The following is a 15,815-nucleotide window of genomic DNA, read 5'->3' as shown; positions in this document are numbered from 1 at the left end:
ACGCCAAACGAGAACCCGCCCCCGGCTGTTGCCGGGGGCGTGTTCTGTTTGGTGAGCGCGGGTGTGACTTCGCCCAGATTTCAACTGGAGTTCGTTGTATCGGGGCCGACCTTGCCGACATCCTGATTCGATGAGCGAACCTCTGATTCCACCGTTTCAGCACACCGACGATTCCATCGACGCCGCCGACCTTGGTCGCGGCGCCCCCGGTGGGGGGTCGATCGTCGAGGGTGAGGCGTCGGTGACCGAGGCAGAGATCGAAGAGTTCAACGAGCATCTCGATGCCGAGCGCGAGCACCCGCCACTGTTCCGTACGCCGCATCCGGAGCATCACACGACTGATCACGCCGCAGAAGACTGAATCTCGCCGGCGATCGCACTCCGGGTCTAGGAAATCTGCTCCACTTCTAGGAATCCGCTCCGCTTCCAGGGCACTGTAAGTGGAGCATCTGTCTGGAAGTGGAGCAGATTCAGTTGCGAGCGGGCCGGTCAGTAGTAGAACGGGTAGTCGTCCCAATCGGGTGACCGCTTCTCCAAGAACGCGTCGCGGCCTTCGACGGCTTCGTCGGTCATGTAGGCCAGCCGGGTGGCTTCACCTGCAAAGACCTGCTGACCCATCAATCCGTCGTCGGTGAGGTTGAAGGCGAACTTGAGCATGCGCTGCGCGGTCGGGGACTTGCCGTTGATGGTCTTGCCCCACTCGATGGCAGTCGTCTCGAGATCGCCGTGGTCGACCACCTCGTTGACCGCGCCCATCCGCTGCATCGCTTCGGCGTCATAGGCGCGGCCGAGGAAGAAGATCTCGCGAGCGTTCTTCTGACCGACCTGCTTGGCGAGGTAGGCACTTCCGTAGCCGGCGTCGAACGACCCGACGTCGGCGTCGGTCTGCTTGAAACGGGCCTCCTGACGGGACGCGAGGGTCAGGTCGCAGACCACGTGCAGCGAGTGGCCACCGCCGGCGGCCCAGCCGTTGACCACGGCGATGACGACTTTCGGCATGGTCCGGATCAGCCGCTGGACCTCGAGGATGTGCAGGCGGCCGCCCTCGGCCTTGACCCGCGCCGAGTCGACGGTCTCCGCGGTGTCGCCGCCTGCGTACTGGTACCCCGAGCGGCCGCGGATGCGCTGGTCGCCGCCACTGCAAAACGCCCAGCCGCCGTCCTTCTCACTGGGACCGTTACCGGTCAGCAGCACCACCCCGACATCGGGTGTGCGTCGGGCGTGGTCGAGCGTCCGGTACAGCTCGTCGACGGTGTGCGGGCGGAACGCATTGCGGACCTCGGGGCGATCGAAGGCGATCCGCACGATGCCGTGCGCGCGCCCGGACCCGGCGTGCCGGTGGTAGGTGATGTCGGTCAGGTCGTCGAAGCCCTCGACCGTGTGCCACTGCGTCGGATCGAAGGGCTGCTCTACAGATGCGCTCATGGTTTCCGAGCCTAGTGGCCTGAGTCAGAAGGCCAGGGCGTCAGGAGTCCTGCTCCGCGCCACCGCTGCGTTTGGCGCGCTTGATCCGGTAGAGATCGGCATCCGCTTCGGCGAGGAGGTCGGAAATGGAGGAGATCGCCGCCAAACCGGTTGCCGCCCCGACGGTGGCGTCGCTGGGGCCACTGCGAATCCGGTCGACGATCTTCGCTGCAGGCATCGGCCGATCACCTTCGAGGCAGGCCGCGAATTCGTCGCCGCCGAGATGCGCGAACACGGCGTCCTCGGGCACCAGTGCCCGCCACTGCTGCGCGTAGTCGATCAACTGTTCATCCCCGAACTGATGCCCGAACTCATCATTGACCGCCTTGAAGTCGTCGATGTCGAGGGCCACCACGGTGATGGTGGTCCGCGCTGCCCGGGCACGAGCGAGCTGTTCGGCGGTGGCGATCTCCCAGCCGGCGCGATTGAGCAGTCCGGTCAGCGGGTCGGTGCAGGCGATGGTCACCAGTGCGCGCATCACCAGGCCAAAGGATTCGGCGGCTCCGACGATCGCGACCACGAAGACCACATAGGTCACCGCCGACTTCTGGGCCGGGGCAACCGCCAATGCGACGACGGCCGCCGCACTGAGTACGCCGATCAGGATGCGGGCGCGGTCGATCCGAAAGAAGGCGATCAGATACATCGCCAGAAACATGACGGCGATCAGGCACAGGAACTCGGCGGCGGCGAGCACGTGGAACGCCATCACCGATGGCGTGGCGATCATCGCTGCGGCGATCGCCGGGGCGAGATTGGTAGGAGTGCGCGCCAGGTAGAGGAAGCCGAGTGAACCGAGCGCCACGGCGACGATCCCGCCGGTGGGATTGGACAGCTCCACATTGTTGCTGCGTAGCGGGAAGAAGGTGAGCAGGACGCCTGCCGCGTACAGAAATGTCGTTGCCGCGAGATAGATGCGCAGCACGCGGATCTGTTGTCGTCGCAGCAGCTGACCGGTCGTGCCACGGACGAGACTGAATCGGTTCACGGCGTGACTCGATTCGACATCGCCGAGCCGGATAGTCGCCGCATCAGAACCAGTATCGCCCACCTGGTGGTGGCGAGCTGGGTTTGCTGTCGCGGTGCCGCGTCACCTGAGGTCAGGGACGGTCGATAGTGTCATGAGAATGAGTCAAGATAGTCCGCTTGAGAAGACGGCCCACCACGAGGGTGGCTTCCGCCCCGACTTCGACATCGACCTGACGCGCGGCGGACCCCGGTACGGGGAGTTCATCGAAGAGGTCCGGACGTTCATGGACCGGGTGAAGGCGGCGCTGCCGTCCGAGGAGCTCGTGTCCGAGGTCATCGATGAACTCAAGGTGCTCAACGCGAAGCTGGACGAGGTCGCCATCGACGAGTGGCGGGCACCGTCCGGCGGGCGGATCGATCTGCCCGCCCGCGGGAGCATCACGCTGCCGCCCTACGAGGTCGACGAGGCCGGTGAAGAGGGCGTACAGGCCCGGTTGACCTTCCGCCGCTATCACCTGGGCGGAAACAACGCCGCCCATGGTGGTCAAGTGGCCGTCGCGTTCGATGACCTGATGGGTATGGCGGGTGCGCTGGGTTCCAGAGGCATCACCCGGACCGCCTACCTGACAGTGAACTACCGCGCGATCACTCCGCTGAACACCGAGCTGAAGCTTCGGTCCTGGGTGGACCGGATGGATGGTCGAAAGGTGTACTTACGGGCGACGTTGCACAACGGTGAGACCCTGTGCGCGGAGGCGGACGGGCTGTTCATCAAACTCAAGCCCGGCCAGCCCTGACTACCAGCGCCTGCGCTTGCGCAACGCCCACAGCGCAATACACACACCGGCGAAGCTGAGCAGGTCCGACTCGGTGAGTCCTTTGTCCGGGGTGAACGACAGGATCACGTGCCCCTCGATCGGCCCGTTGAACAGCAACCACAAGATGGATACGCCGATCAGGACGTAGGCCGCGGGCCTGCTTGGTTTGGCGAGGGTCCATGCTCCGCAGACGAACAGCAGGTTCAGCAGCACCAGGCCGTAGAAGAGAGTGGTCGGGAGCATCCGTCCAGTATGAAGTCGCGCCGGTCGAGGTCTGGCCCTGAGCGCGGTGACCCTCGCCACTGTCGTTGCTAGGGGCGGCCGGCGGCTATCGCAGCATCGTTCTCGAGTGAGGTCACTGCATTGACGACGGCGAAACGCACATCGCGGATGAGATCTGCTGAGTCGCCGGCGCCGTCTTGGATCTCGAGTAGCTGCGCGTTGAGCGCCCTCGCCGCTTTGGGTAGGTCCATGCGTGGTTTGGCCGGGACCTGGGCGTCCTCTTGTGGGTCGGAGACGGGCGTCATGGTGACGCTCCTAACTTGCCGGCACCGGGCCGGGCGATGTGGCGCACCGGGACGGTGACAGCTACCTCACCCTACGCCCGGAGTGCGGGTTCATCGGCGGTCGAAAGACCCACCCTGGACTGCCTTTACTAGGATATGCAACTATGTGAGTCGCCCGGGAGTCGAGCATTGGAGAGACATGTCAGACGAGAGCAACGTCCTCGTTCGCACCGAAGGCAGGATCGGGCGCATCACGCTCAACCGGCCGAAAGCCATCAACGCGCTGACCCACGACATGGTGGTCGACATCCATGCTGCCCTGGAGAAATGGGCCGACGACGACGCGATCGAGGCCGTGCTGCTCGACGGCGCGGGCGAACGCGGGCTGTGCGCCGGCGGCGACATCGTTGCCATCCACCGCGACGCTTCGGTGTCCGAGGACCTCGAGCAGGCACTCGCGACCCCGTCCGGTGTCTTCTGGCGTGACGAGTACATCCTCAACGCCTACATCTCGCACTACCCGAAGCCCTACATCGCGTTGATGGACGGCATCGTCATGGGCGGCGGCGTCGGTGTTTCCGCGCACGCCAACACCCGCATCGTCACCGATCGCACCCGGATGGCCATGCCCGAGGTCGGGATCGGCTTCTCGCCGGACGTGGGTGGCACCCATCTGCTCGCGAATGCTCCCGGCGAACTGGGTACCTACCTGGCGCTGACGGCCGCGAACATCAACGGCGCCGACGCGATCGCGATCGGGTTCGCTGATCACTACCTACCCGCCGAGCAGATCCCCGCCTTCGTCGAGGCCCTGACGGCCGAGGCCGGGGCCGCCGCTTCGGTCGCAGATGTCATCGCGGACTTCACCATCGCGCCCCCCGATGCCGAACTGCTCGGCAAGCAGCACTGGATCGACGAGGCGTTCGCCTTCGACACCGCGGTTCAGATCGTCGAACATCTCCGCGGACGGGACGATCCCGATGCCCGCGCAGCTGCCGACGTCGTGGCCGCCAAATCGCCGACGTCGGTGGAGGTGACCCTGCGTTCGCTGCGGTCGATCACCCCCGACACCACCTTGGAGTCCGCACTGCAGAACGAGTTCCGGGTGTCGATCCACTTCCTGGTCCACCCCGAGCTCGCCGAGGGCATCCGCGCCCAGGTGATCGACAAGGACCGCCAACCCAAGTGGTCGCCGCCGACGCTGAGCGACGTCGACCCCGCTGTGGTCGAGAGTTTCTTCGCGCCACTGCCCGACGACCTCACCCTGACGAATGGAGCCCAGTCATGACCACTTTCGAGACCATCACCACCGAGCAGCGTGGCCGCGTCGGGATCATCACCCTGAACCGCCCGAAAGCCCTCAACGCGTTGAACTCCCAGCTGATGGCCGAGGTCGTCTCGGCCGCGCAGGCCTACGACACCGATCCGTCGGTCGGCGCCATCGTCATCACCGGGTCCGAGCGTGCCTTCGCCGCCGGCGCCGACATCAAGGAGATGTCGGAGAAGACCTATGTCGACATGCTCTCGGAGGACTTCTTCAGCGCCTGGGGACACCTCGTCGAGGTGCGCACGCCGGTGATCGCGGCCGTCGCGGGATTCGCCCTCGGTGGTGGCTGTGAGCTCGCGATGATGTGCGACATCATCATCGCCGCCGAGAACGCGGTCTTCGGTCAGCCCGAGATCAACCTCGGTGTGATCCCGGGAATCGGTGGGTCGCAACGACTCACCCGCGCGATCGGCAAGGCGAAGGCGATGGACATGGTGCTCACCGGCCGCCGGATGAAGGTCGACGAGGCCGAGCGCGCCGGGCTGGTCTCGAGGGTCGTCCCGACCGAGACGTACCTCGAGGATGCGATCGCCGTCGCCACCACCATCTCGGAACTGTCACTGCCGATCACCATTCTCGCGAAGCAGGCGGTGAACCGTTCGCAGGAGGTCAGCCTGGCCGAGGGAATCCTGTTCGAGCGCCGGGTGTTCCACTCGACCTTCGCCACCGAAGATCAGACCGAGGGCATGGCCGCGTTCGTCGAGAAGCGGGATGCGAACTTCTCGCACCGCTGAGAGGTCATCGCGAAAGAGCGACTACCTCAGTTCTGCGACGTCCGGACGCCTGGATGAGTTCAGGATATCCGCGAGCTCATCTCGGCTGGTGACGCCGACTCGTTGAGCGGCGCGGTACAGGTGTCCTTCGACTGAACGCACGGACACGGTGAGGCGCTCGGCAATCTCGACGTTGGTCAGTCCCGCCGCCACCAGAGCGATGGCCTCTCGCTGACGTGCGGTGAACGGGTCGGTCGCCGCCGTGCGGTGTGGGGCTTGTGTTGTGCTGCAGCCTGATGCGCGGGCAACGCGCTGGGTGTGACCGTAAGCGGCCAGTGCCGACCCCCGCCGGTTCGCCGCGACCCATGCTCTGCCGGCCTGTGCGGCGGCATCGGCCGCCGCGATGAGGTCGCCCATGTGCTCATAGTCGTGGGCCACCGCGAGCAGTCCGGCGCCGTCGTCCTCGTGTAGCGCAGGCGTGGCGGGCAGCGATTGCGACTCTTGGACCCTCGACGAACTGCGCGAGGTGGTGCAAACGTTCGACGGCGGACGTGCTGCCGAATTGCGTTGCTGTTTGCAGTGCGAGCACCTCGTAAGCGAATTGCCCTCGTTTGCAAGCAGTCTCGGCGGCGGTGAGGGCGATGGAGACAGCTCGGCTGACCACTCCCTCGGCAGCCTCGGTCCAGGCTGCGGCGAGCTCCATGCCGAATTGCATGAAGGCGTATTCGGCGGGCAGGATTTTTGCGAGTTCGGACAGCGTCGACCGGGCCGAGGCCGGACTACCGCGTTGTGCGTAGGCCTCGGCGAGCCAGATGAGGCAGGCCGGGCCCAAGCCGGTGGTGTCGCGGTGCCCATTCGCGCTCCCGACCAGCGAATCGAGTAGCTCGGTGATCGCGGTCTGTACCCGCCCGCCGGCGAGGGCCGCGTGACCGCGTAAGAAGGTGGCTTGGAATTGCGTCGGCCCCGACACATCGCGGGCGATATCGGTCAGCCGAATCGCATCGTCGGCGCAACGGTCCACGTGGCCGGAGATGCGGCAGACCCGGGCGTGAATCGCGCCGAGCCAGAACTGCAGGTGCGCGGTCTGCCACGACGCCGCAGCCCGCGCCTGGCCGAAGGCCGCGTATTCGTTTGCTGCGCTGAAGTTCCCGGCCGCGCCCGCGGACATCACCATGGCGGCCACCGCCATCAGCGCATGAAAGTCGCCGAGCTCGTCCTCCGCGAGGGCGCCCTGCGCCTCGGTGACTGCCGCCGCGGGATTCGCCTCGACGGCGAGGACACACGCACGGACGGCTGCCAGTTCGGCTCGCGCGACGGACGACAGGCTCGCTCCGGTGATGGTGTCGAGCAGCATCGCCGCGTCGCGGGGCCGAGCCAGCATCCACACCATGTTCGCTGCGCGCAACGTGGTCCACCGGGCATATTCAGGCTGGTCGGGTGCGATGGTCATCGCCACGAAGAACTCCTCTGCGGCGTCCCCCTGGCCGGCGACCATGAGCGACATCACGTGCGGATACGCGGTTGCCGGGGTGGCGGTGAGCCCGAGCGCGGCGGAGGCGAATCTGACTGCGAGGTCGACGTCGAGCGCGAGCATCGCGGCCCGCGTGGCCGCCGCCAAGAGGTCGGGGTCGGCGGGGAGATCGGAGTCCAGGGTCAGTACCGCATGACGAAGGAGGCTCGACGGATCGCTCCTCGGGCCGGGTGTGAGAGCCTGCGCAATCGTCCCTGCCAATCGCCTACGCCGCAGGTGGCCGAGGTCGGCTCGACGGATCTCACCCTGCAAAGGATGGCTCAGGCGGATGGAGATCGATGACCTGGCCGTGACTCGCGTCTTGATCGCCCCGACGGTCTCGGCGAGTTCGAGGGTCTCCGCACTGACCAGCGTGCCGAGTTCGTCGGTGGTCAGGGGCTCGCTCACCGCCAGCAGGTCGACAAGCGCCAACACGTCCGTTGAAAAGCCGGCCAGGCGCAGTCGGACCATCTCGGCGAGCGTCGGCGTGATCGCGAGGTCTCCGGACCAGAACCACAGTCCGGAATCGAGGCGCAGCCGTCCCGCGGCGAGCTGGTCGTCGACGAGCTGGCGCAGCAGCAGCGCGTTACCGTCCGACATGGCGTGCAGCCTGCGCAGGCTCGTCGATTCAACGGGGCGACCCAGCGCTCCTTCCAACAATGCGCCGACCTCCCTGCGCGACAATGGCTGCAGCTCCAGCCGCGGCACGTGGTGGTCCTTCCACAACGCGGTGATGGCGTCGGGGGCGGCTTCGCCGGTGCGAATCGACAGCACGACGTTCGCCATCTTGCGCACCACGAGCTCATGGACCACGAACGCCGAACGGTTGTCGAGCAGATGGGCATCATCGACCGCGACGACAGCGGGGTGTCGCGAATCGTCGGATGTGAGGCTGTGCAACAGGTCTCGGATCTGGCGGAGGGGGTCGGCATCCACATCGACACCGAACTCGACAAAGACGGCGAGTGGGACGTCCCGCGACGAAGCGGTTGCCGCCACATGATGGCAACGGTGTCCGAGGCGGATGGCCACGCGCACGGCTTCTGCACACAACCGCGTCTTGCCCACCCCCGCGGACCCACCGACGACCATGCCACGGCCGGGTTCGCGGCACGTGATGGCGGCAGCGGCCAGTGCGACTTCTTCCTGACGGCCTACGATCGGCCACTCGTGATCCATGATCGACCCCCTCGATCACACGAGACGCGAAATGTGAGACGGCCGCGATCGGCACAACTGCACTTATGGTCTTCGTGACCATGGCACGCCTGCAGCCGTTCTGCAAGGGCTGATGGGTCAAACGCGGTGGTCACGCAGATGCGCCAGCTTCGCCTCGGCAATGTCGAACAGTGTCGGGAGGGCGAGGGGCTCGATCCCGAGCCCCGCGGCAATCTGCTCCGGCGGCACGCCTGCGCGCCTGAGGCGGAGGGCGACCGAATAAACGGTGGGCAACGCGGCGAGCAGCGTGTCGTCGTTGTCGCCGGGGGACATCATCTGTTCATCGTGCGACCCGAGCGCGAGGAGCCCTGGGGTAGCCCACTACTCGAAAACAGGTAGTGCACTACGCGCGCCCACGCTGCTCGGCGCTGCCACGATCGGAACATGGTCGAGGTCGGTCGGGTTTGGGTTGATCGTGTACAGAGCGCTGTCGGCGCGCTGGAGGGCATCGGCGAGCCTGCCGACGATCAGCGACTCCGGCAGATGGTGGCGGCGCGATACGCGTCCCGATTCGACGATCGGGCGCGCCTGTATGAACAGCAGGAACCGTCGTGGCACCAACAGGTCCGTGGCGCCGCCGATCAGCTTGCCGCTGCCCACGTGATCGAAAGCGTCGGGGGCGACGAGACAGTCTGGATGTTGACGGCGCAGGGTCGAGGAACACTCGCCGACGCCGACGCACGAGCGCAGGCTGATCCCGAAAGGCCACTGGCAGCGGCGTACACCGGCCCCGCCGACCGCAACCCCGTGCTCGCGGGGGTACTGACACCCGCGCTGCGGCAGATGTTCGTCGAGGGCGCGGATGCGGTGCCACCCCGCACCCGGCAGAGTCGCTGGCCGATCATGATCGAGCTCAACCTGCGTTACCGGCCGGGTGCACGAGCGGCGATGGACCGGATCGAACAGCTGTGGAAATACATCGGTGGCCACAGTGCTCCACTACTTCTCGCCGACGAGTATGCATCCGGTGAGCTCACCACCGGACAACTCGAAGGACTCGTGACGGCCGATTGCGCAGCAGGCGCCTGGGAGAACCGTGCGGTCTACCGCATCTGGCCCGACTTCGAGGTGCATCCGCAGATCGATGTATCGGCGACGACGATCAAGGCGCAGGCGGCCCACCGCGCCTTCAACAGCTTCGGAGACGGGATTGTCTGGGCGGTTGTCGATTCCGGTGTACAGGCCGGCCATCCGCACTTCGTCGGTTACGAGACCTTGACCCACGGTTCGGTGAAGGATCTGCACCGCGACTTCACGATCGACAGCAATGACCCCACAACCGCTCTGCAGGACGAACTCGGCCACGGGACTCATGTGGCCGGCGTCATTGCCGGGGGTCTCGAACACTGGGCCGACGACCAGCCCACCCCGCTGGTCACCGAACAGCGGTTCAACGTCGCGGCCGGTGACTATCCGATCACCCAACCCCGCGAGGTAAGCGACCCCCGAATGCTGGCCGGCATGGCCCCCCGCGCGCGGCTCGTCAGCCTCAAGGTGCTGGCCGGTGGTGATCCCACCACCCGCGTCACTCGGGTGATCCGTGCGTTGGCCTACGTGCGTGAGTTGAATGCCTCGAGTGACAAGTTGCCCCGGATACACGGGGTCAATCTGAGTCTCGGCTACGAGTTCGATCCGGAATGGTTCGCATGCGGTCGCAGTCCACTCTGTCTGGAGGTCGACAAGCTCGTCCGCTCCGGCGTGGTCGTGGTGGCTGCGTCGGGCAACTCGGGCTACGTGACGCTGGCACCGGGAAGGTCGATGGTGACGAAGTTCAGTGCGGCCATGACGATCAACGATCCCGGAAACGCTGCGCGGGCGATCACTGTGGGCTCGACGCATCGAGATGCCCCGCACACGTTCGGGATCTCGTACTTCTCCTCGCGCGGGCCAACCGGCGACGGCAGGTGCAAACCGGATCTGGTGGCGCCCGGCGAGCGGATCACCTCAGCGGCCGCCGGTGCCATGTTGCAACCCGTCCTCAACGCACATCCCGAGGGACTCGACGGTCGCGCGGTGTATGTGGAGGACAGCGGCACCAGTATAGCTGCGCCCCACGTATCGGGCGCGATCGCCGCGTTCCTGTCCGTACAGAAAGAGTTCATCGGCAAGCCCGAGGAGATCAAGAAGATCTTCGTCGACTCGGCAACACCGCTCGGGCGCGACCCCGCCTTCGAGGGTGGCGGCCTGCTGGATCTGATGCGCGCACTCCAATCAGTTTGACACCGTTCTCACGAGAGGATCTGCAATGTTGTGGACGTTGACCTACGACGCCGACGGCCATCCCGGCCCGGGGTCCGTACCGAACCTGATCACGAACATCCGGGAGTCGGGGATCCGCGATCTGGTGGTGTTCTCGCATGGTTGGAACAACGGCGCGCAGCAGGCGACGTCGCTGTACGAGCGGTGGTTCGAGTTGTTGCGGCCCCACCTGGACGACGCCGCAAAGGTCGGCTTCGTCGGCCTGTACTGGCCCTCTCAGCTCTGGCGCGACGAGCCGATCCCGGATTTCGAGCCGCCGACCGTCGATGGCGGGGGATCCGCCGGTGTGGTCACCACGTCGTCGGCCGCCGTGCTGACCTCCGAGCTGGACCCCGACATCCTGGCGGACCTCAAAGACCTCTTTCCTGAGCGGGCAAGCAATCTCGATGCTGTCGCCGGGCTCCTCGCCGTGCCGGTGACCCAGGATTCGATCGCGGCGCTGTACCGCGAGATCGAAGCGTTCAGCCGGATCGAACCGGACCTCGACGACGGTGAGAGTGGTTCTGCGCCACCGCTGCCGGGGATGTTCACCGACCATCGCACCCCGACGGAGACATTCGAGTATCTGGCTGACACGATCACGGCGACCGGGGCGATCATCGACGCCCCGGATGTCGGTGCTGCCGGGCTCCGCGACGTCGGCGCGAAGATCCTGGCGGGGGCCAAGGAGACCCTCCGGCAGGCGTCCTACTGGCGGATGAAGCAGCGGGCGGGCACGGTTGGCAGTGTGGGCCTGGGGCCGACAGTGAACCAGCTCGGTTCGGAGTTCCCGGAGCTGCGAATCCATCTGGTGGGGCACAGTTTCGGCGGCCGCATGGTGTCGTTTGCGTTGCCCGCGCTACCAGAAGGTCAGGCATCTCCCCTCAAGTCCGTCACCCTCTTGCAGGCGGCGTTCTCCCGGTTTGCGTTCACCGACCGGCTTCCTTTCCGCTCGGGCGCCGGGGCACTGGCCGGGACGCTGAACCGGGTCGACGGTCCGATCTCGGTGTGCTATTCGACACACGATCACGCGCTGGGTACGTTCTATCCGATCGCGAGCATGCTGGGAGGCACAGGTGCCGATGCCGCCGGTGCGACAGACCCGCTCGCACGATGGCGGGCGATGGGATCGCACGGAGCGCACGGCGTGGTGCCGGCACCGCTCGGCCCGGTCGGGACGACCTACCAGTTCGGGCGCGGTGCCATCTCGAACTTCGACGCCTCAGAATATGTGGCTCAAGGAAACTCACCTTCGGGGGCTCACAGTGACATCTTCGAACCCACGCTGGCCTGGGTCGTGGCGAGCGCGATGCTCCTGCCGGTCACGACCTCGACCGGTGCTGGGAAGGACATCTGATGGCCCACGACTACACCGTCGTTGCCGGTGACACCCTGTGGGCCATCTCCACCCGCTTCTACGGGCGCGGCGAGCTCTTTCCGGTGATCGCCGACGCCAACCGCCTTCCCAACCCCGACCTGATCTTTCCGGGGCAGGTTCTGCACATCCCCGATCTGGCTCCGCCCCCACCGCCGCCACCGCCGCCCCCTCCGGACCAACCCCCACCCCCGGTGGAGCCGGAAGGTCCACCGGACCCCGTCGACTTCCATCTGCTCCGTCCTGCCGATCTCCTCGATCTACACTGCACTGCAGTCGGATTCAAGGTCGAGGTGTCTGGTTCACCGCAGGCGCTGCCGCCCGTGCCCACCGAGGTTCGCCACACCGTGGTTCCCGGCGACACACTTTGGGACATCGCAGGCCGCTTCTACGGCGACCCGCGACGGTACCCCGAGATCGTGGCAGCCAACGGAATCGGAAATCCTGATCTGATCTTTCCCGGCCAGGTGTTCCTAATCCCGGGGATCGCGGGCCCACCCGGGCCGGCACCCGCGATCCCGGTTGTCGACCCGACCAGGCACCTGCGTGCGGTGACCGACGACGCGCACATCGTCGTCCGTTTCGGCCCCCAGAACGTCTTCGAGGTCGCGGCAGATACGGTCTCGCCCACTCGGATCCTGGCAGCGAAGGAATCGAGGGTCGTCTTCCAGGTCCCGTCCGGTACCCGCATCGAGTTCACGACGGTGGGCATCCTCCGGGTGCTGCCACTTCTCAAACTCGCTGTGTCACCGTCTGCGACGCCGCGACCCGACCCTGCTGACATCCCGGTCGAGGTACCCGACGAACCCGCTCAGCTGACCGATCGGGACACCGCCATCGAGGCACCCTTCCGGCTGGTTGTGTCACCGAGTTCTCGAGGCGCATTCACGCATTCCGCAGAACCCGTTGCCGCGCCGGGTGATCCGAATCGGATCGAGCTCTGGACCACCCGGCTCGCGGTGCGTCGCGAAGTCGACGGCCAACTCGTCGGCATCGATCGCCTCGATCAGACCCAGCGCATCGTCCGCGCGTTGCACACGCGAAACGACCAGGCGCCGCCCGAAGCCGAACCCACGGGATCGCTGACGTCGGCGCATCGACGGAACATCGTCGAGCTGACCTCTCATCGCGTCGACGGCGTCGAGCCCGAACCCCTGTCGGTCCGGACGTTCGCGCTCAGTGCCGTCGGTGCCTGGATCGACTGGTCCGCCTCGTGGGCGGCGACTGCGGCAAACAAGCTTCTTGCCTACCGGCACCTCGCACCCATGGGCCGTGACGCGTACGTCAGGGTCGACGAGCCAGGACTGCTCTATCCGTTCGGGCACCGCGCCACGCGAGTCATCATCACCGAACGGCAGATCGCACCAGGCCCGGATCCGGTGGCGCGGCTGATCAAGAGAATGTTCATCGTGGTGCGCGAACCCGCGCGCACGTACACCGGCAAGGCCAGCTCCGCTCCTTTCGCGATGCCTTTCACGGACCTCGCCGTGCGGCCGCTTGTCACGCCCGACATCAGACTCGACACCGGGCCGCGGCCTTTTGTCGCGGAGATCGAGGGTGTGGGCAGTTTTCGGTGGCGGGTGACCGGTACCGATCATGCGGGGCGGGCCATCGCCATCGAGACCCCGCTTGTCTTCGTGCCACTTCTCGATGTCGACACCGACCGGGAGTTCGCGGCGTTGATGACACCGGCAGCAGAGAACTGGAACGACGTCCGCTCCGAGCTCACCGTCCTGGACAAGTCTGTCGCCATGGCACCGTCGAGCACCGCCGGCGATACGACGTTCCAGGTCGAGGGACTCACCTTCGCCGCGGACTTCGACGCCACCGACCAGTTCGTGGCACCCCGGGTGGAGCAGTCCCAGCTCCTGATCCCGGCGCTGAGCGCGCTCAATGGCGGCAACGCACCGGTGTCGGTGGAATATGAGCCACAATTCAGAGCCCAGGGGTTCAGCGGACCGGCGGAAGTGTTCCTCACATTGACCGGGCCGCAGGTGCTGGACTTCGGGGGCAACAGCAGTGAGAGCGGAGGGTTCGTACAGCCGAACGTCACCGTTGCCGCGATCTCACGGACTCTCGGAGCCATCGGCGACAAGGACGTTGCCGCCGGAAGCCCGCTGGCCGCCGGCACCTTCGACCCAGCGGCATTCCTGGGCAACGCGGGGCCGAAACTGTTCGGGATGTTCGGTCTGCTCGAGCTGATCGCAGACGGGACCGGCCTCGAAAGAGCACCAGAACTGGTGAGTGAAGCGCTCGATGTGGTCAGTGGACTGCGGTCGGAGCACCAGCGGCTGACAGTCGCGCTCGATGGATTGTCTGCGCAGGTGAACGCCGAGATCGTCAAGGCGACCCACGGTGGCGCCACCGCGCAGTTGCAGACGCTGCTGGGGGACGTCGACCGTGTACGTGGTCAGATCGTGGGCGCTGCAGACAGATTGGCCGGTGAATTCGACGGCGTCTTGACAGGAGTCGACGGCAGTGTCGCGGCGGCGGTTGCCGAAGCGGCAGTGCTTGCCGGCGTCCTGGACCAGGTCCAGGGTCTCGTAGCGAACCCGGCGTTGCCCGCCGCGGCTCGATCGCTGATCGAGCGACCGGCGATTGCGCTCCGGCAGATCACCGCGGTCGCGACCGATCCGAAATTGGCTGCGGTCCTGACCTCGCTGCGCACCGGGGTGGTGCGTTTCGAGTGGCAACCCGAACTCGAACCCTGGCCGGTTGGTTCCGAGGAGAACAACGCTGTGTTCTTCCCGTCGCGCCAGGGGCTGACGATCAGCGTCGAAGTCCGGGCCGGTGACCACCCCCGCGCCGACGTCAGTGCGCAACTGACCGACTTCACGCTGGCGCTGTTGCCGGGCGCCCGACTGATCTCGATGCGATTTCGCCGCATCGGGTTTCGCACATCGACCGGTCGGAAGCCCGAGATCGACGTGGTCTTCGACGGCATGAAGTTCGAGGGGCCGCTGGAGTTCATCGAAAAGCTCCGCGAGGTCATCCCGTTCGACGGGTTCTCCGATCCGCCGTTCGTCGACGTGTCGACCAGCGGCGTCATAGCCGGGTTCGAATTGGCGCTGCCCTCGATTCCACTGGGCATCTTCAGTCTCGAGAACATCGCCCTGTACGCGGACTGTCACGTGCCATTCCTCGACCAAGCAGTGACCGTCGGTTTCGGATTCTGCAAGAAGGAGTCGCCGTTCCGTCTCACCGTGATGGCGATCGGCGGCGGTGGTTGGGTCGGTATTCGGCTCAGTCCCAAAGGTTTGGTGCTGTTGGAGATGGGGTTGGAGGCCGGCGCTGCACTGAGCCTCGACTTCGGGGTCGCGTCCGGGTCGGTGTCGGTGATGATCGGCATCTACCTGCGACTCGAAGGTGACGAGGGCAAGCTGACCGCCTACTTCCGGATCCGAGGAGAGGTCGATGTGCTGGGCCTTGCTTCGGCCTCGCTGACACTGGAGTTGTCACTGACCTACGACACCGCGACCGGCAAACTCGTCGGCCGCGCCAGTCTGGTGATCGAGGTCGAGGTGCTGTTCTTCTCGGCATCGGTGGAGGTGACCGTCGAGCGTCGTCTGGCCGGGTCCAAGGGTGACCCGAGCCTGCGAGACATCATGCCGCCCGATTCCGGCGGCGACGTCATGTGGGACAACTACTTCGGCGCATTCGCACTAGGAGCATGAACC

Annotated in this window: 14 protein-coding genes; 7 read left to right on the top strand and 7 right to left on the bottom strand. The window is 66.0% G+C overall.

Features of this window, described 5'->3' with window-relative positions:
- The first annotated feature begins 130 nt into the window (after positions 1-130).
- Positions 131-361 (top strand): hypothetical protein, encoded by a 231-nt coding sequence (locus tag BFL43_RS14995; protein ID WP_084893319.1) that lies wholly within the window; start codon positions 131-133, stop codon positions 359-361.
- 128 nt (positions 362-489) lie between these two features.
- Here BFL43_RS14995 and BFL43_RS14990 read toward each other — a convergent pair whose 3' ends face one another.
- Positions 490-1,425 carry a 1,4-dihydroxy-2-naphthoyl-CoA synthase gene (locus BFL43_RS14990; RefSeq protein WP_084893318.1) on the bottom strand — a complete coding sequence of 312 codons (936 nt, stop codon included), beginning with the start codon at positions 1,423-1,425 and terminating at the stop codon, positions 490-492.
- A 40-nt stretch (positions 1,426-1,465) separates the two neighbouring features.
- Positions 1,466-2,452: a GGDEF domain-containing protein gene (locus BFL43_RS14985; RefSeq protein WP_084893317.1), complete on the bottom strand. Its 987-nt coding sequence runs from the start codon at positions 2,450-2,452 to the stop codon at positions 1,466-1,468.
- A 133-nt stretch (positions 2,453-2,585) separates the two neighbouring features.
- Here BFL43_RS14985 and BFL43_RS14980 point away from each other — a divergent pair, with 133 nt between their 5' ends.
- A complete protein-coding gene (locus tag BFL43_RS14980; protein WP_084893316.1) occupies positions 2,586-3,230 on the top strand; it encodes a PaaI family thioesterase in 645 nt (214 codons plus the stop codon).
- Here the strand turns inward: BFL43_RS14980 and BFL43_RS14975 are convergent, their stop codons facing one another.
- Together BFL43_RS14975 and BFL43_RS14970 are read right to left on the bottom strand one after the other, a co-directional pair.
- A complete protein-coding gene (locus BFL43_RS14975) occupies positions 3,231-3,494 on the bottom strand; it encodes a hypothetical protein (protein ID WP_084893315.1) in 264 nt (87 codons plus the stop codon). It lies immediately after the preceding gene.
- 68 nt (positions 3,495-3,562) lie between these two features.
- The gene (locus BFL43_RS14970; RefSeq protein WP_084893314.1) at positions 3,563-3,778 is read right to left on the bottom strand and encodes a hypothetical protein; all 216 of its coding nucleotides are present in this window, start codon (positions 3,776-3,778) and stop codon (positions 3,563-3,565) included.
- A 178-nt stretch (positions 3,779-3,956) separates the two neighbouring features.
- Here BFL43_RS14970 and BFL43_RS14965 point away from each other — a divergent pair, with 178 nt between their 5' ends.
- Entirely contained in the window at positions 3,957-5,045 is a 1,089-nt protein-coding gene (locus BFL43_RS14965; protein WP_084893313.1) for an enoyl-CoA hydratase/isomerase family protein, read from the top strand.
- Positions 5,042-5,818, top strand: a complete 777-nt coding sequence (locus BFL43_RS14960; protein WP_084893312.1) for an enoyl-CoA hydratase — start codon at positions 5,042-5,044, stop codon at positions 5,816-5,818. The genes BFL43_RS14965 and BFL43_RS14960 overlap by 4 nt, the downstream gene beginning before the upstream one ends.
- A 21-nt stretch (positions 5,819-5,839) precedes the next feature.
- Here BFL43_RS14960 and BFL43_RS29010 read toward each other — a convergent pair whose 3' ends face one another.
- The 3 genes from BFL43_RS29010 to BFL43_RS14950 form a co-directional block, all read right to left on the bottom strand.
- Positions 5,840-6,214, bottom strand: a complete 375-nt coding sequence (locus BFL43_RS29010) for a helix-turn-helix transcriptional regulator (protein ID WP_168176653.1) — start codon at positions 6,212-6,214, stop codon at positions 5,840-5,842.
- Positions 6,215-6,218: 4 nt separating this feature from the next.
- Positions 6,219-8,486: a LuxR family transcriptional regulator gene (locus BFL43_RS29005; RefSeq protein WP_168176652.1), complete on the bottom strand. Its 2,268-nt coding sequence runs from the start codon at positions 8,484-8,486 to the stop codon at positions 6,219-6,221.
- A 117-nt stretch (positions 8,487-8,603) separates the two neighbouring features.
- Positions 8,604-8,801 carry a hypothetical protein gene (locus BFL43_RS14950; protein WP_084893311.1) on the bottom strand — a complete coding sequence of 66 codons (198 nt, stop codon included), beginning with the start codon at positions 8,799-8,801 and terminating at the stop codon, positions 8,604-8,606.
- A gap of 108 nt (positions 8,802-8,909) precedes the next feature.
- Here BFL43_RS14950 and BFL43_RS14945 point away from each other — a divergent pair, with 108 nt between their 5' ends.
- Genes BFL43_RS14945 through BFL43_RS29000 form a run of 3 tightly spaced genes read left to right on the top strand, consistent with a single transcriptional unit; the run spans position 8,910 to position 15,812 of the window.
- The gene (locus BFL43_RS14945) at positions 8,910-10,745 is read left to right on the top strand and encodes a S8 family peptidase (protein WP_084893310.1); all 1,836 of its coding nucleotides are present in this window, start codon (positions 8,910-8,912) and stop codon (positions 10,743-10,745) included.
- Positions 10,746-10,770: 25 nt separating this feature from the next.
- Positions 10,771-12,120, top strand: a complete 1,350-nt coding sequence (locus tag BFL43_RS14940; protein ID WP_084893309.1) for a hypothetical protein — start codon at positions 10,771-10,773, stop codon at positions 12,118-12,120.
- A complete protein-coding gene (locus BFL43_RS29000) occupies positions 12,120-15,812 on the top strand; it encodes a LysM peptidoglycan-binding domain-containing protein (protein ID WP_240498278.1) in 3,693 nt (1,230 codons plus the stop codon). Before BFL43_RS14940 ends, BFL43_RS29000 begins: the two co-directional genes overlap by 1 nt.
- The last annotated feature ends 3 nt before the right edge of the window (positions 15,813-15,815 follow it).

This window comes from Williamsia sp. 1135 (genome assembly GCF_002095395.1).
Taxonomy (GTDB): domain Bacteria; phylum Actinomycetota; class Actinomycetes; order Mycobacteriales; family Mycobacteriaceae; genus Williamsia.
Note: the sequence above shows the minus strand (reverse complement) of the source record. Positions and strands in the feature narration are given on the sequence as shown.

Excerpts from the sequence above, each read along its gene's own strand:
- BFL43_RS14945 (WP_084893310.1), top strand. The coding sequence starts at position 8,910 with ATGGTCGAGGTCGGTCGGGTTTGGGTTGATCGTGTACAGAGCGCTGTC.
- BFL43_RS14965 (WP_084893313.1), top strand. The coding sequence starts at position 3,957 with ATGTCAGACGAGAGCAACGTCCTCGTTCGCACCGAAGGCAGGATCGGG.
- BFL43_RS14990 (WP_084893318.1), bottom strand. The coding sequence starts at position 1,425 with ATGAGCGCATCTGTAGAGCAGCCCTTCGATCCGACGCAGTGGCACACG.
- BFL43_RS14960 (WP_084893312.1), top strand. The coding sequence starts at position 5,042 with ATGACCACTTTCGAGACCATCACCACCGAGCAGCGTGGCCGCGTCGGG.
- BFL43_RS14995 (WP_084893319.1), top strand. The coding sequence starts at position 131 with ATGAGCGAACCTCTGATTCCACCGTTTCAGCACACCGACGATTCCATC.
- BFL43_RS14980 (WP_084893316.1), top strand. The coding sequence starts at position 2,586 with ATGAGAATGAGTCAAGATAGTCCGCTTGAGAAGACGGCCCACCACGAG.
- BFL43_RS14950 (WP_084893311.1), bottom strand. The coding sequence starts at position 8,801 with ATGATGTCCCCCGGCGACAACGACGACACGCTGCTCGCCGCGTTGCCC.
- BFL43_RS14970 (WP_084893314.1), bottom strand. The coding sequence starts at position 3,778 with ATGACGCCCGTCTCCGACCCACAAGAGGACGCCCAGGTCCCGGCCAAA.
- BFL43_RS29010 (WP_168176653.1), bottom strand. The coding sequence starts at position 6,214 with ATGGGCGACCTCATCGCGGCGGCCGATGCCGCCGCACAGGCCGGCAGA.
- BFL43_RS29000 (WP_240498278.1), top strand. The coding sequence starts at position 12,120 with ATGGCCCACGACTACACCGTCGTTGCCGGTGACACCCTGTGGGCCATC.
- BFL43_RS14975 (WP_084893315.1), bottom strand. The coding sequence starts at position 3,494 with ATGCTCCCGACCACTCTCTTCTACGGCCTGGTGCTGCTGAACCTGCTG.
- BFL43_RS14940 (WP_084893309.1), top strand. The coding sequence starts at position 10,771 with ATGTTGTGGACGTTGACCTACGACGCCGACGGCCATCCCGGCCCGGGG.
- BFL43_RS29005 (WP_168176652.1), bottom strand. The coding sequence starts at position 8,486 with ATGGATCACGAGTGGCCGATCGTAGGCCGTCAGGAAGAAGTCGCACTG.